Raw genomic sequence first — 14266 nt, 5'->3', positions numbered from 1 at the left:
GTTTTTAATAAACGCTATAAAATAGAATCAAAAATAAACACTCAACTTCATTTTAGAGTTCAATTTCAATTTCTAAAGCTTAAAATAATCGATATAATTCTGTAAATCTTTATCACCACGACCAGATAAACTAATTACAACAACATCATTTGGTTTAAAGGTTTTATGTTTAAAAATAGCCAAAGCATGAGAGCTTTCAATAGCAGGAATAATACCTTCCAACTTTGTTAATTCTAAACCAGAAGTCATGGCTTCATCGTCGGTTGCTGAATAAAATTCACCACGACCAGTTTTATACAAATGCGAATGTAAAGGACCCACACCAGGATAATCGAGTCCTGCAGAAATAGAATAAGGTTCTGTAATTTGTCCGTCTTTGGTTTGCATTAATAGTGTTTTACAACCGTGAATAATTCCTTCTTTACCTAATACAGACGTCGCAGCACTTTCACCAGAATGAATACCTTTTCCAGCAGCTTCTACAGCAATAATACCAACCTCTTCATTATCTAGAAAGTGATGATACGTTCCTGCAGCATTACTTCCTCCACCAATACAAGCGACGACGTAATCGGGATTTTCTCTGCCTTCCTTTTCTTGTAATTGCCATTTTATTTCTTCGGAAATAATGGATTGAAATTGGGTCACCATGTCAGGATATGGATGAGGTCCAATAGCAGAACCAATAATATAATGTGTGTCCACAGGGTTATTAATCCAGTCGCGTATAGCTTCATTAGTTGCATCTTTTAACGTACGACTTCCGGATAATGCAGGAACCACTTTGGCACCTAACATTTTCATTCTAGCGACATTTGGAGCTTGACGTGCAATATCAATTTCACCCATATATACCACACATTCAATTCCTGTTAAGGCACAAACAGTTGCTGTTGCCACACCGTGTTGGCCGGCTCCAGTTTCGGCAATAATTCTCTTTTTACCCAAACGTTGTGCCATAAGGATTTGACCAATGGTATTGTTGATTTTGTGGGCTCCAGTATGATTTAAATCCTCACGTTTTAAATACACCTTGGTGTTGTATTTTTCAGAAAGACGTTTCGCAAAATAGAGTGGAGAAGGACGACCAACATAATCTTTTAAAAGCTGATTGAACTCTTCTTGAAACGAAGGTTCAGCCATTATTTTTAAATAGTTTTGGCGTAATTCTTCTACATTAGGATAAAGCATTTCTGGAATGTATGCTCCACCGAATTCTCCGTAATAGCCTTTTTCGTTGATGTTGTAACTCATTTTATTTGTTTCTTTATTGCGAAATTGAATTGTTATTCAGTGTGGCAATTTGTTTTCTTTTTTATTTTGTTCATTTGCCTTGATGCAAACGAACCAAAAATCACAATCAAAATTAGGAAATCGCTGAAGCGACATTCGCTTTCAGAACTTCGTGCTTGAGGCTGCGCCTCGCATCTTCGTTCTTTCGCTCATTATTTCTGAATTTTGATGTTTCCGACTATGTCGAAATTAGGGACATTAATTTTTACTGATTTTTATTTTAATCCCAAGTTTTTAATTTTTGCTTACTATTTCTTTTCTAAACGTTTGCAATTCGTCGATATTCTTCAATCCAGGTTCAATTTCAAATTTACTATTCACGTCAATAGCGTAACAATACTTTGATGCCGGACTTTCTTTAAAATGTTTTATTTTTTCGATTTCATCTACACCAATACCACCACTTAAAAAATACGGTTTGGTTGACGTATACTGTTCTAATATATTCCAATTGAACGTGTAACCATTTCCGCCTGGTAATTTCCCTTTAGTATCAAATAAGAAATAATCACAGACATCTTCAAAAGGTTGAAGCACCTCAAAGTTGAATTCATCTTTAATACTAAAGACCTTTATGACTTCAACTTCATTTATCGCAGCGCAATATTCAGGTGATTCGTGTCCATGAAGTTGAACGGCTTGCAAGTTAAATTTCTTAATAATCTCTTGTACAGTTTCTAATTCCTTATCCACAAAAACACCAACCTTTTTAATGGTTTTTGGCAATTCAGGAATCGTAGTATCAAAATGTCTAGCTGATTTATCATAAAATATAAAGCCCAAATAGTCTGGTTGCAGGTTAGCAACAGCTTGGATATTGTCTTTATATTTCATGCCACAGACTTTTAGTTTCATATATTCTAGCGAAAGCGGGAATCTCATCACGCTTTTTAATTTTTGTCATTCCTGCGAAGGCAGGAATCTATTAGTTTCATCTCGATATAATTTTTTCGTACTTCAAATAGCACTCGAAGTGACGTTAAAATTAATTTGTTTCTTTTTTCAATTTTAGACCTGCTAGGTTTTATAAACCTGCGAGGTCTTTTATAAATTGAGTCGCACTTGCTCCAGGATTATCTGTTTTCATAAAGTTTTCACCTATTAAAAAACCTTTGTAGCCATAAGGCTGTAATTCTTTGATAGCTTCAACAGAACTAATACCTGATTCTGATATTTTTACAAAATCGTTTGGTATCAATGTACTTAATTGTTTAGAAATTTCTAAGCTAACCTCAAAGGTTTTTAAATTTCTGTTATTCACACCTAACATATCTAAAGAAGGCATAATGGACTTGTGCAATTCGTCTTCGTTATGGACTTCTAATAACACATCGAGATTGAGACTTTTGGCTAATTCGGAGAACTGTTTAATCTCTGCTTTAGTTAATATGGCTGCAATGAGTAAAATAGCATCGGCGCCAATGGCTTTGGCTTCTATAATTTGATATTCATCAATAATAAATTCTTTTCGAAGCAGAGGCAATTCGCAATGTTCTCTAGCCATCATTAAATCGTCCATGGAGCCACCAAAATAAATCTCGTCTGTTAAAATAGACATACCGCATACTCCTGCATTTTCATAACCGATGGCGACATCCTCAACTAAAGCCGTGTCATTTATAATGGATTTGGAAGGCGATTTGCGTTTAAATTCTGCAATAATGCCTGTATTACTTGCTCGTAGTTTTGCTGACAATGACCTTGTTTTCATTCCGAAATAAGGGAGTTGTTCATAAGCTTGAATCGGAATTAATTCTTTTTTAAGATTAACTTCTTTACGTTTGTCTATTACTATTTTGTCTAAAATGTTCATTTGCTTAGTTCAATAAGTTTATCTAGACTTTGCTTTGCTTTTCCGCTCATTAGCGATTCTTTGGCCAATTCAAAACCTTGGATGTGTGGAATTTGTTTTGCAGTTGCAATAGCTAATCCTGCATTGGCAAAAACCACATTATTTTGTGCTTCAGTACCATTGCCTTCTATGATATTAACGAATAACTTTGCAGCTTGGTCTACTGTATTACCACCAAAAATTTCTGATTGTTCAATTTGGTTAACTCCTAAATCGTTAGGTTCGAATAACGTTTCAGAGGTATTAGAAATCACTTTTGTTTTTCCTGTTAGTGAGATTTCATCATAGCCATCTAAAGCATGAACAATCGCATAATTTTTATCGGATTCTTGATATAAATAACTGTATAATCTTAATAATTCAAGATTAAAAACACCGACCATTTGGTTTTTAGGAAAGGCAGGATTGACCATTGGACCTAACATATTGAAAAAGGTTTTTACACCTAATTCTTTTCGGATTGGTGCTACGTTTTTCATAGCAGGATGGAATAGTGGTGCGTGTAATACACAAATTCCGGCTTCATCTATACTACGTTTTAGAAATTCCGTATCATTTGTAAATTTGATACCTAAGCTTTCCATGACGTTAGATGAGCCACAGGCCGAAGAGACTCCATAATTACCGTGTTTTGTAACATGAATTCCGGCACCTGCTGTCACGAAAGATGATAATGTTGAAATGTTAAACGTGTCTTTGCCGTCACCTCCTGTTCCACACAAATCAATAGTGTCGTAATTGTCTAAATCAACTTGAATACATAATTCTAAAAGTGCGTCTCTAAAACCTCTAAGTTCTTCCGTGGTGATACTTCGCATCATGTAAACGGTTAAGAACGAAGCTATTTGACTTTGGTTATATTTTCCTTCGGATATGTTAACCAAGACGTTTTTAGCTTCATCGCTTGAGATGCTTTCTTGGTTAATGAGTCTGTTTAATAATTGTTTCATGTTTATTTCCCACTACAGTGGGAATCTGTTTTTAATTACTTTCTTCTAAATTATATTCTTTCACTGTTCATTTGCCTTGATGCAATTGCGAAGCACATCATGAGCTCCATAAAATAACATCATCGAATAAACGAACCAAAAAATCACAATCAAAAATAGGAATTACTCATTGATTTATATTTTTTCAATAAGGAATTCGTGAATGCAAAACATTTGCTAAAGCATCATTCACTTTCAGAACTTCGTGCTTTAGGCTACGCCTCGCATCTTCGTTCTTTCGTTCATTATTTCTGATTTTTGATGTTTCCGACGATGTCGAAGTTTGGGACATTAATTTTTACTAAATATTGTATTCTTCCCAAATTATATTTTAATTTTTTCTCACTTCTCACTTCTCACTTCTCACTTCTCACTTCTCACTTCTCACTTCTCACTTCTCACTTCTCACTTCTCACTTCTCACTTCTCACTTCTCACTTCTCACTTCTCACTTCTCACTTCTCACTTCTCACTTCTCACTTCTCACTGTTTACCCAATTTTCTAAAATCTGTTTTCCATTTGGTGTCAACACAGATTCAGGATGATATTGAACACCTTTTACATCGTATATCTTGTGTCTTAAAGACATTATTTGTCCGTTTTCATCAAAAGACGTGGCTTCTAAACAATCTGGTAAATTGGTATTAACCACCCAAGAATGATATCTGCCCACTTCAAATGTTTTGCCTAAACCTGTAAAAAGAGATTCATCATCAACTGAAAGTGTAATGTTTGTTGCCACACCATGATACACATTATCTAAATTTTCTAATGAACCACCAAAAACTTCACCGATAGCTTGTTGCCCTAAACAAACTCCTAAGATACTTTTGGTTGGTGCATAAGTTGCTATAATCTGTTTTAATAAACCTGCTTCATCCGGAATCCCTGGGCCTGGAGATAAGACGATTTTATTAAAAGCTTCGACGTCTTCTAGGGTTAGTTTATCGTTTCGTTTTACGGTGACTTCACAATCTAAATCCTCTAAGTAATGAACTAAATTGTATGTGAAACTGTCGTAATTATCTATGACTAATATTTTTTTCATCTTAAATGCCTGCGAAAGCAGGTATCTTTTTAATTATATTTTAAATCTCTTCAGCTTGTTCAATGGCTTTCGTCAATGCTCCAAGCTTATTATAAACTTCTTGTAATTCACTTTCAGCATTTGATTTTGCAACTAATCCTGCTCCTGCTTGCCAAAATAATTTATGGTCCTGACTTAAAAAAGTCCTAATCATAATGGCATGGTTAAAATTACCATTAAAATCCATAAAGCCAATCGCTCCACCATAATAACCTCTGCTGGTTTTTTCGTATTTCTCTATTAATTGCATGGCTTTATGTTTTGGTGCACCACTTAAGGTTCCGGCTGGAAATGTGTCTGCTACCACTTGCATGGTGTCTGTATTTTCGTGGATAGTTCCTGTAACTTTACTCACCAAATGAATAACATGTGAGAAGAATTGTACTTCTCTGTAATTCTCCACAGTAACGTTGCTTCCGTTTCTGCTTAGGTCGTTTCTTGCCAAGTCAACTAACATTACATGCTCGCTGTTTTCTTTATCATCTTTTATTAGTTCTTCAGCTAATTGAGCGTCTTTTAAGTCGTTTCCACTTCGCTTAAAAGTACCAGCAATCGGATGAATTTCAGCTTTACCTTCGCTTACAACCAATTGTGCTTCTGGCGAGCTTCCAAAGATTTTAAAATTTCCATAATCAAAATAGAAGAGGTAAGGGGAAGGGTTTATACTTCTTAATGCACGATACACATTAAATTCATCTCCACTAAATTTTTGCGAAAATTGCTTAGACAATACCAACTGAAATACATCACCTCTGCCACAATGTTTTTTTGCGAGTTCTACATGTTCTTTATATTCTTCATCGGTAAGATTAGATTCAATATCTCCTTTTGGTTTAAAATCGTAAGACGCATATTGCCTGGTTTGAATTAATTGTAAAATGTCGTCAATGTTATTGTCGCTATGAAAGCAATGTGCAAAAATATAAGCTTCATTTTTTTGATGATTGATAGCGATAATATTTTGGTAAACGGCATAATAAATTTCAGGAATAGTAACCGAATTATCTTTTTTTGAAATGTCAATATCTTCAAAATACTTTACAGCATCATAAGCTGTATAACCGAAAATACCATTATTTATAAATTTGAAGTTTTCGTTAGCATCGACTTTAAAACGCTGTGTGAATTTGTGAATTTCTTCAACAACACCTACGGTTTCAACAAGATTACTTTTAGTGCTTCCATCAGGATAGGTTTGCGAAATCGTATCACCTTCCACTTTTATAGAAGCAATAGGATTACAACAGATATAAGAAAAATTATTGTCGTTAGCATGGTAATCACTACTTTCTAAGAGAATACTATTTGGAAATTTATCTCTAATCTTTAGATAGATGCTCACAGGAGTAATCGTGTCTGCTAATATTTTTTTATAATGTGTGTTTAAACTAAATGTTTTCATTTTATGTCAAATTCAATTTGATATCTCTTTAAGCAGAGACGCGTTTCAAAATAATAGCTTCTGAAGCCATGTTAAATAGAAAAAGGCTTGTCGTGAATGACAAGCCTTTTTTATATAAGTATTACATACCAAGGATTAGTTCACGAACGTAAGTTTGAGAAATTCCACCACCAAGTATGATTTGTATTTATTTTCATCTGAGCATCAAATATAGAAATCAAATTTCGGATTTCAAACACTTTAGGAAAAAAAGATTCCTGTGATTGTATTTTCATACTAAAACAGGAATCAAAATTTTAATATTACGCGTTCTATTTATTAAGTGATTAAAACTTAAGTGTTACGTTTAAATCAAATTCATCATAAATAGCTTTATCTTTTAAAGTTTCTAATAAAGAAGGTGATTTGTATGTGATGTTATGCTTTGTTCTATCAATCTTTAGATTTGCAGTAGCTGTATTATCTTTAATTAGCATTGGAAAAGAAATAGCTTCAGTTTTACCTTTAATAGTAATATCAGCTTTTACATTAAAGTTTCCATCTTTACCTGTAACCGATGTAATTTTTAAAGTCGCTGTAGGGAATTCTTCTACTCCAAAGAAATCATCAGATTTTAAATGACCATCTAATTTTCCTTTGTATTCACCTTTTAGATCTGTTGTGTTAATAGTAGTCATGTCAATAGTGAAATTTCCACCTGTTAAATTTGCTCCATCAAATGCTAAAGTCCCACTTTTTAAAGCTATTGTACCTGTATGCTCGCCACCAACTTTGTAGCCGTTCCAGATGACTGAACTTTCTTCAATGTTAACGGTTTTGTCTTTTAAAGTAGTGTAAGACATAAATGATAATGCTAAAATGAATAGCATGGCAAGTTTCGAATTTCTGTTTTTCATAATGATTTGTTTTTAAGTTTTATTAAAAGGGTGTTTAATTGTATCAACTCTTCTTGAGTTAAGTTTTTGGTCATGTTTTCTTCAGTAGCATCAATAATAGGATCCATTGTTTTTAATATTTGTAAACCTTGATCCGTGATTAATATTTCAACTTTTCTTCTATTGCTTTTGCAAATCGTACGTTTTACAAATTGTTTCTTAATCAACTTATCTACTAATCGCGTTGTGTTGCTCATTTTACTGATCATGCGTTCTTGTATATCTTGTAAGTTAATAGGATTTCCATTCTGACCTCTAAGGATTCTAAGGACATTAAATTGTTCTACAGATAAATCGTATGGTTTTAATGCAGCTAAAAAGTCCTCTTTCATCCATGACGCGGTGTAATAAATATTTACAGCCGTTGCACGTGATAAGGGCATATCTGCTTTATTTTTTAAGATGTCGTTTAATTCTTTCATGTACAACAATTGTATATACAAATGTATTGGTTTTTTTGAAACATGAAATTAATGTTTTGTTAAAATTATAATTAGTACGCTTTGAATAGAACACTAGTTTAAAATGCATTTTCAACAAAATAAATTATATCACGTATAGAAATATGTAAAAAAATGATGTCGAAATGTAACACTTTGGTTTTTTTTACGTCTATATCATAATGAAATGTTAATTTTGCTAAAAATAAAGAACAAGAAATGGCTGATTTATCACAAGAAGAATGGACAAAACAATTAGAAGCAGATACGAATGCTATTGTTTTAGACGTTAGAACACAAGATGAAGTTGACGAAGGAATAATTCCTAATGCAATTCATATAGATATATTTAAAGGACAGGGTTTTATTAATGAAGTTGAAGATTTGGATAAAACAAAAAACTTTTACGTGTACTGTAGATCAGGTAATAGAAGCGGACAAGCTTGTGCTATTATGAATCAATTAGATATTAAAAATGCTTATAACCTTTTAGGTGGATTCAATGAATGGCAAGGTGAAGTTGCTCATGTTGAATAATTCAATACTTATAATGATGAAAAAACTAGTCGGAATATGTTGTTTATTACTAATGCTAAGCTTGCAAACAAGTTGCTTAAATAGTACGTTGGATAATTCTGAAGTGCAACTAGTGACGGCAGCAGAAATGCAATCTATTTTAGAGCTAGAAGATGTGCAATTAATTGACGTTCGATCTCCGAAAGAGCATGAAGAAATGCATATCGTAAATTCCCAAAATATAGACTTTAAGTCACCAACTTTTGACGAGGATATTTTAAAACTCGATAAAAATAAACCTGTTATTTTGTATTGTAATTCTGGAAGAAGTAGCGCCAAATGCGCTAGGAAGTTAGAAGATGCTGGCTTTGAGAAAATATACGATTTAGAAGGTGGTCTTTCTAAATGGAAACACTCAGACAAACTTAATATTAAGGTTAAATCATAATCTAAAAAGCCGAACTTAGTGTTCGGTTTTTTTATACTCCTAATTCTCTTCTCGAATTCTTAAGATTTTTATAAATTAGACGACTGTAAACAGAGAACAGAAAGACTTCTGTTACATTTGCAAATTAACATGTCGTTTATGAACTTTAAAAAAGTACTTCTACTTTGCCTTTTGGCATTTTCGTTTTCATTCAATTTATTCTCACAGGTTTTTGATCCCGTAAAATGGGAAACTAAAGTTGAAAAAATTTCAGATACAGAATATGATTTAGTTTCTATAGCGACTATTGATTCTGGATGGCATTTATATTCTCAAAATGTACCAGATAATGGACCAATTCCTACTGGTTTTTCGTTTACAGAAAATGAGAATTTTGAGTTAGTTGGCGAAACCTCTGAAGACGTAGGTCATACGGTTGACGATCCTGTTTTTCAAATGCGGATTACTTTTTTTGAAAACAAAGCGGAGTTTACTCAACGTATTAGAGTTTTAAACAAAGAGTTATCATTAGTTCAAGGTGAAGTGGAATTTATGGTCTGTGATGACGAAAAATGCTTACCACCAAATTATATTGATCTTAAATTTAACTTGAAGGATACAGAAACGGTTGAAAAAGATTCAGCCGGATTGCCATCTTTAGATTTGATGGATGCCACAACTAAAATCCTCGAACCTGTTAAATGGAGTACTGCTGTTGAAAAAATAAACGAAACAGAATTCATCTTAGTAACTACTGCAACCATAGATAAGGGATGGAAATTGTATGCTCAAAATATTGAAGACGGTGGACCAATTCCAACAAGTTTTGAATACACATTGAATGAAGGTGTTGCTCTAGTTGGTAACACAATTGAAGAAAAAGGAGAAGAAAGTATGGATAAGGTCTTCGATATGAAGATTAAATACTTTAAAAATAAAACAGGGTTTAGACAAAAAATTAAAGTTTCAGATACTACAATTACTTCAGTAGAATCAGAAGTTGGCTTTATGTCTTGTGATGATACACAATGTACAGCACCAACGTATGTCGATTTAGAATATGATTTAACTAAGACTACTGCCGCGACTTCACATGTTTCGGGAAATTCAGATTCAAGTGATGATGACTCTAGCAAAGGTTTATGGTCTATTTTTATTATAGCATTCTTTTCAGGATTTGTCGCCTTATTAACACCATGCGTGTTTCCTATGATACCAATGACCGTTAGTTTCTTTATTAAACAAAGTCAATCTAAAGCGAAAGGCATCCGAAATGCTATAATATATGGATTATCAATTATTGTCATCTATGTTTTATTAGGAACAATAATAACAGCCATTTTCGGAGCAGATGCGTTGAATGCATTAGCGACAAATGTTTGGTTTAATCTTATTTTCTTTTTACTCTTAGTCGTTTTTGCCATTTCATTTTTAGGAGCTTTTGAAATTGTATTGCCGAACTCTTGGGCAAATAAAGCAGACAAACAAGCCGATAGAGGCGGATTAGTTGGTATCTTTTTTATGGCTTTAGCTTTAGCTATTGTATCGTTTTCTTGTACAGGACCAATAGTAGGAACTATTCTGGTCGAAGCGGCTTCTGAAGGAGGCATCGCTCCAGTTATTGGCATGCTAGGATTTTCTTCAGCAATCGCCTTGCCATTCGCTTTATTTGCAGCATTTCCGGGTTGGTTAAATTCTTTACCAAAATCTGGTGGATGGCTAAACACAGTGAAAGTCGTTTTAGGATTTTTAGAATTAGCTTTAGCTTTCAAATTCTTATCACAAGCCGATTTAGTATTACAATTACACTTCTTAGAACGCGAAGTATTTATTGCCATTTGGATTGCTGTTTTCGGAACATTGTCTTTATATCTTTTTGGAAAAATACAATTACCACACGATTCTCCACTAAAGCATATTTCAGTAGGACGCTTATTATTTGGTTTACTGACCTTAACATTTACGATTTATATGATTCCTGGACTTTGGGGAGCGCCATTAAAAATTATTAGCGCCTTTCCGCCTCCGTTAGACTATTCTGAATCTCCGTATGGAGTTGGAAATTCTAAAGGTGGTGGTGCAAGTATAACAGATATTCCTGAGGGCGCCCATTTATTAGCACCGCATGATATTTTAGCATTTAATGATTATGAAACCGGTTTGGCTTATGCTAAAAAAGTAGGGAAACCTGTGATGTTAGATTTTACAGGTTGGGCTTGTGTGAATTGCCGTAAAATGGAACAAAATGTTTGGGTTGATCCACAAGTGTTATCTAAACTTAAAAATGACATTGTGCTTATTTCTTTATATGTCGATGAGCAAATAGATTTTCCTGAAGGTGAAGCGCCAGATTCAAAATTAAGACCAGGAAAAAAACTAAGAAACAAAGGTCAGATGTGGAGCGAATTCCAAACGGTAACGTATAAAACGAATACACAGCCATATTATGTGTTGATGGATCATAATGAAGAAAACCTTATTGAGCCTGTTGCTTATACGCCAGATATTGAAGAATATGAGGCATGGTTAAAAGAAGGTATAGGGAATTTTAAGAATTAGAACACCAAGCTAAAAACAGAACCTTCGTTTTCCACACTTTTAACGATGATTCTGCCTTTATGAAGCAACATAATTTGCTTACAAAGACTAAGCCCAATGCCACTTCCCGTAGTTTTACTGGTGAAGAAAGGCACAAATATGTTCTCTAAAATATCTTTTGGGATACCAGAACCATTATCAATGACTTTTATAACAATATCTCTATTAGGGTTTTGAGATGCTAATACTTTAATTTCTGAATGGTCTTTACTTTTACAAGCGTCAACAGCATTTAAAATAAGATTGATAAGTACTTGTTCTATAAGATGTGCATCAATATCTAATTCTAATTTTGGTGAGGTAACCTCGAATGTAATGGCAATAGCTTTGGCTTTTATGGATGGTTCCATTAAAAGCTGGATGTTACTAAATAAGTCTTCAATTTTAACACGTTGTAGGTTGAGGTGTGTCACTTTACTCAAACTTCTATAGGTTTTCGCAAATTTTAAAAGGCCTTCACTGCGGTTTTTAATAGTTTTAACTCCAGCGTTTAAATCCTCTAATTCAAGGCGCGTTTCTTCAGGATGTTCTATAGCTAATTGCAAGTTTTGTTGAAGTGTATCTGCCAAGGACGAAATTGGAGCTATAGAATTCATAATTTCGTGTGTCATCACACTTAAAAGCTTCTTCCAAGATTCTGATTCATTTTTATTTAAGGTATTATCAATATCCTGAATGACAATCAACTTAAATGCATCATCCTTTACTTGAAATACCGTATCGGAAATTAAAATTTTTATAGTTTCATTTTGAAGTGCAATAGAAATCGAATCCGGTTCGCGATGATAGGTTTCAAAAACGGTATTAAAGAGTTCTGGTTTTCTGTTTTCAACAAAGCGGATATTTTTAAAAGATGGGACATCTAAAATGTCTCCAAAAGGTTCATTACTCCAAAGGACGTCTCCGGATTCTAGATTATAAGCAATAATTCCAATATCTACCATTTCTAAAATCTTCTGAAGGTAGACGTATTGTGCTTCGTTTTGTGAGTTGATTTCCTTTATGGTTCGATTAATTTCGTTAAAACCTGTATATAAAAATCGGATGTCTTTTGGGCCTCTATCTTCCGGAAACCAACGTGAGAAATCACGATATTTTACAGCTTCAAAAAAATCATCTATAGCAACAAAACGACGTTTTACAAAGGTATAGGTGTTTATGAGTAAATAGAGTAGCGCGATGCTAATAATAACAATATAAGTGGAGTGATCGTTGTAAATGAAATAGACTAATGCGAGTATAGCACCTACTAAAAGAAGCACTCTAAAAAAAAGCCAAAATATGTAACTTCTATAGTTCATACTTTTCTAGTCTTCTGTATAAAGCAGCTCTTGTAATCCCTAGATCTTTAGCTGATTTTGAAACATTACCTTTATTCTTTTCAAGGACATTTAAAATGGCGTTCTTTTCTAAATCGTCTAAGTTTAAACTCTGAGTATTCATATTTGTAGAGGTCGATGAACGTTCTATCGATGAAAATACTAAGTCTTCAGGTTTTAAAACGGAACCATCAGTCATTATTACAGCACGCTCTAAAACGTATTGCAATTCCCTAACATTACCTGGGAAGTCGTGCTTTTTTAATTTTGAAATGAATCCGGAATCAAAAGAAAACGGACTTTTATTATATTTTTCAGCATATAAAGCTATAAAATGATGTGCTAATGCTGTAATATCTGTACCACGATCTCTAAGAGGTGGAGCAATAATATCAACGGTATTTATTCTGTAAATTAAATCTTTTCTAAATTTCTTTTCGTCTGCTAAAATTTGAGGATTGATATTAGTAGCGCAAATTAATCTAATATCAATAGGGATTGGTTCATTAGAGCCCAACGGAGTCACTTGTCTGTTTTGTAAGACGGTCAGTAATCGGGCTTGCTGACTTAAACTAATATTTCCAATTTCATCTAAAAATAAAGTGCCACCATTAGCCGCTTCAAATCGGCCTTTTCTATCTTCTCTAGCATCTGTGAAAGCTCCTTTTTTATACCCAAATAATTCACTTTCAAATAGCGATTCTGTTAAAGCACCAACATCTACTTTTACAAACGGTTGGTGTTTTCTATTAGAGTTATCATGAAGCGCACGAGCAATTAAATCTTTTCCAGTACCATTTTCACCAAGGATTAAAACATTAGCATCTGTTGGAGCCACTTTTTTAAGTTTCATAAAAACATCAGTCATCACATCGCTATCACCAATAATGTCAACAGAATTATTTTGAAGCTGGTTCTTTGTACTGCTTTGAGAGGTCTTCTGACTTAGTATCGTAGTCATGGTTTCTACGATTTTTTCATTTTTCCAAGGTTTCATTAAAAAGTCGGAAGCTCCTTCTTTTAATCCGCGTATCGCTAAATCAATATCGGCATAAGCGGTCATTAAAATAACTGAGGTTTCAGGTTTTTGTTGTCGAATTTTATTTAGCCAAAAAATACCTTCATTACCAGTATTCACTAAACCATTAAAATTCATGTCTAGAACAATAATGTCGTAAGCAGTCTTCTCAATTTGAGATAGAATATTACTCGGATTCTTTTCGGTAACCACCTCTTTAACCAGTGGTTTTAAAAGCAAGCGCAATGCTGTTAATACATCAACATCATCGTCTATAACTAATATTGTAGCGTTTTTTAATACCATCCATACAATATTACGATATTAAATTCAGCTTATAAAAATTCAAAAAGTAAAATTTTAGTAGTGTTTAAAAGTGTGCATTTTCGA

Annotated in this window: 13 protein-coding genes; 3 read left to right on the top strand and 10 right to left on the bottom strand. The window is 33.5% G+C overall.

The features are described 5' to 3' along the window. Positions 1–72 precede the first annotated feature (72 nt). The 8 genes from trpB to HM992_RS17905 all read right to left on the bottom strand — a co-directional run bounded on the left by trpB (position 73) and on the right by HM992_RS17905 (position 7980). Positions 73–1254, bottom strand: coding sequence for a tryptophan synthase subunit beta (gene trpB, locus HM992_RS17940; RefSeq protein WP_179320847.1), 1182 nt, complete (start codon positions 1252–1254; stop codon positions 73–75). A gap of 273 nt (positions 1255–1527) precedes the next feature. After that, positions 1528–2148: a phosphoribosylanthranilate isomerase gene (locus HM992_RS17935; protein ID WP_179320845.1), complete on the bottom strand. Its 621-nt coding sequence runs from the start codon at positions 2146–2148 to the stop codon at positions 1528–1530. A 169-nt stretch (positions 2149–2317) separates the two neighbouring features. Then, entirely contained in the window at positions 2318–3106 is a 789-nt protein-coding gene (gene trpC, locus HM992_RS17930; RefSeq protein WP_179320843.1) for an indole-3-glycerol phosphate synthase TrpC, read from the bottom strand. Then, complete coding sequence (gene trpD, locus HM992_RS17925; protein ID WP_179320841.1) at positions 3103–4095, bottom strand: anthranilate phosphoribosyltransferase; 993 nt, start codon at positions 4093–4095, stop codon at positions 3103–3105. Before trpD ends, trpC begins: the two co-directional genes overlap by 4 nt. A gap of 514 nt (positions 4096–4609) precedes the next feature. Beyond that, complete coding sequence (locus HM992_RS17920) at positions 4610–5182, bottom strand: anthranilate synthase component II (RefSeq protein WP_179320839.1); 573 nt, start codon at positions 5180–5182, stop codon at positions 4610–4612. Positions 5183–5222: 40 nt separating this feature from the next. After that, positions 5223–6623 (bottom strand): anthranilate synthase component I family protein, encoded by a 1401-nt coding sequence (locus HM992_RS17915; RefSeq protein WP_179320837.1) that lies wholly within the window; start codon positions 6621–6623, stop codon positions 5223–5225. 326 nt (positions 6624–6949) lie between these two features. Further along, positions 6950–7519, bottom strand: coding sequence for a YceI family protein (locus tag HM992_RS17910; RefSeq protein ID WP_178983766.1), 570 nt, complete (start codon positions 7517–7519; stop codon positions 6950–6952). Next, positions 7516–7980 carry a MarR family winged helix-turn-helix transcriptional regulator gene (locus tag HM992_RS17905; RefSeq protein ID WP_179320835.1) on the bottom strand — a complete coding sequence of 155 codons (465 nt, stop codon included), beginning with the start codon at positions 7978–7980 and terminating at the stop codon, positions 7516–7518. The genes HM992_RS17910 and HM992_RS17905 overlap by 4 nt, the downstream gene beginning before the upstream one ends. Before the next feature lie 237 nt (positions 7981–8217). Between HM992_RS17905 and HM992_RS17900 the strand changes: the two genes are divergently transcribed. The 3 genes from HM992_RS17900 to HM992_RS17890 all read left to right on the top strand — a co-directional run bounded on the left by HM992_RS17900 (position 8218) and on the right by HM992_RS17890 (position 11500). Next, positions 8218–8535, top strand: coding sequence for a rhodanese-like domain-containing protein (locus HM992_RS17900; RefSeq protein WP_178983768.1), 318 nt, complete (start codon positions 8218–8220; stop codon positions 8533–8535). 13 nt (positions 8536–8548) lie between these two features. Next, positions 8549–8962, top strand: coding sequence for a rhodanese-like domain-containing protein (locus tag HM992_RS17895; RefSeq protein WP_229720527.1), 414 nt, complete (start codon positions 8549–8551; stop codon positions 8960–8962). 138 nt (positions 8963–9100) lie between these two features. After that, complete coding sequence (locus HM992_RS17890; RefSeq protein WP_179320833.1) at positions 9101–11500, top strand: protein-disulfide reductase DsbD family protein; 2400 nt, start codon at positions 9101–9103, stop codon at positions 11498–11500. Here the strand turns inward: HM992_RS17890 and HM992_RS17885 are convergent. Together HM992_RS17885 and HM992_RS17880 are read right to left on the bottom strand one after the other, a co-directional pair. After that, the gene (locus HM992_RS17885) at positions 11497–12840 is read right to left on the bottom strand and encodes a sensor histidine kinase (RefSeq protein ID WP_179320831.1); all 1344 of its coding nucleotides are present in this window, start codon (positions 12838–12840) and stop codon (positions 11497–11499) included. The two genes, HM992_RS17890 and HM992_RS17885, sit on opposite strands and share 4 nt — an antisense overlap. After that, on the bottom strand, positions 12830–14182 hold the full coding sequence (locus HM992_RS17880) for a sigma-54-dependent transcriptional regulator (RefSeq protein WP_179320829.1): 1353 nt from the start codon (positions 14180–14182) through the stop codon (positions 12830–12832). Before HM992_RS17880 ends, HM992_RS17885 begins: the two co-directional genes overlap by 11 nt. Positions 14183–14266: the final 84 nt, after the last annotated feature.

The organism is Winogradskyella helgolandensis, assembly GCF_013404085.1.
Lineage (GTDB): Bacteria > Bacteroidota > Bacteroidia > Flavobacteriales > Flavobacteriaceae > Winogradskyella > Winogradskyella helgolandensis.
Note: the sequence above shows the minus strand (reverse complement) of the source record. Positions and strands in the feature narration are given on the sequence as shown.

Coding starts and splice junctions, on each gene's coding strand:
- trpB (WP_179320847.1), bottom strand. CDS start 1,254: ATGAGTTACAACATCAACGAAAAAGGCTATTACGGAGAATTCGGTGGA.
- HM992_RS17935 (WP_179320845.1), bottom strand. CDS start 2,148: ATGAAACTAAAAGTCTGTGGCATGAAATATAAAGACAATATCCAAGCT.
- trpC (WP_179320843.1), bottom strand. CDS start 3,106: ATGAACATTTTAGACAAAATAGTAATAGACAAACGTAAAGAAGTTAAT.
- trpD (WP_179320841.1), bottom strand. CDS start 4,095: ATGAAACAATTATTAAACAGACTCATTAACCAAGAAAGCATCTCAAGC.
- HM992_RS17920 (WP_179320839.1), bottom strand. CDS start 5,182: ATGAAAAAAATATTAGTCATAGATAATTACGACAGTTTCACATACAAT.
- HM992_RS17915 (WP_179320837.1), bottom strand. CDS start 6,623: ATGAAAACATTTAGTTTAAACACACATTATAAAAAAATATTAGCAGAC.
- HM992_RS17910 (WP_178983766.1), bottom strand. CDS start 7,519: ATGAAAAACAGAAATTCGAAACTTGCCATGCTATTCATTTTAGCATTA.
- HM992_RS17905 (WP_179320835.1), bottom strand. CDS start 7,980: ATGAAAGAATTAAACGACATCTTAAAAAATAAAGCAGATATGCCCTTA.
- HM992_RS17900 (WP_178983768.1), top strand. CDS start 8,218: ATGGCTGATTTATCACAAGAAGAATGGACAAAACAATTAGAAGCAGAT.
- HM992_RS17895 (WP_229720527.1), top strand. CDS start 8,549: ATGATGAAAAAACTAGTCGGAATATGTTGTTTATTACTAATGCTAAGC.
- HM992_RS17890 (WP_179320833.1), top strand. CDS start 9,101: ATGAACTTTAAAAAAGTACTTCTACTTTGCCTTTTGGCATTTTCGTTT.
- HM992_RS17885 (WP_179320831.1), bottom strand. CDS start 12,840: ATGAACTATAGAAGTTACATATTTTGGCTTTTTTTTAGAGTGCTTCTT.
- HM992_RS17880 (WP_179320829.1), bottom strand. CDS start 14,182: ATGGTATTAAAAAACGCTACAATATTAGTTATAGACGATGATGTTGAT.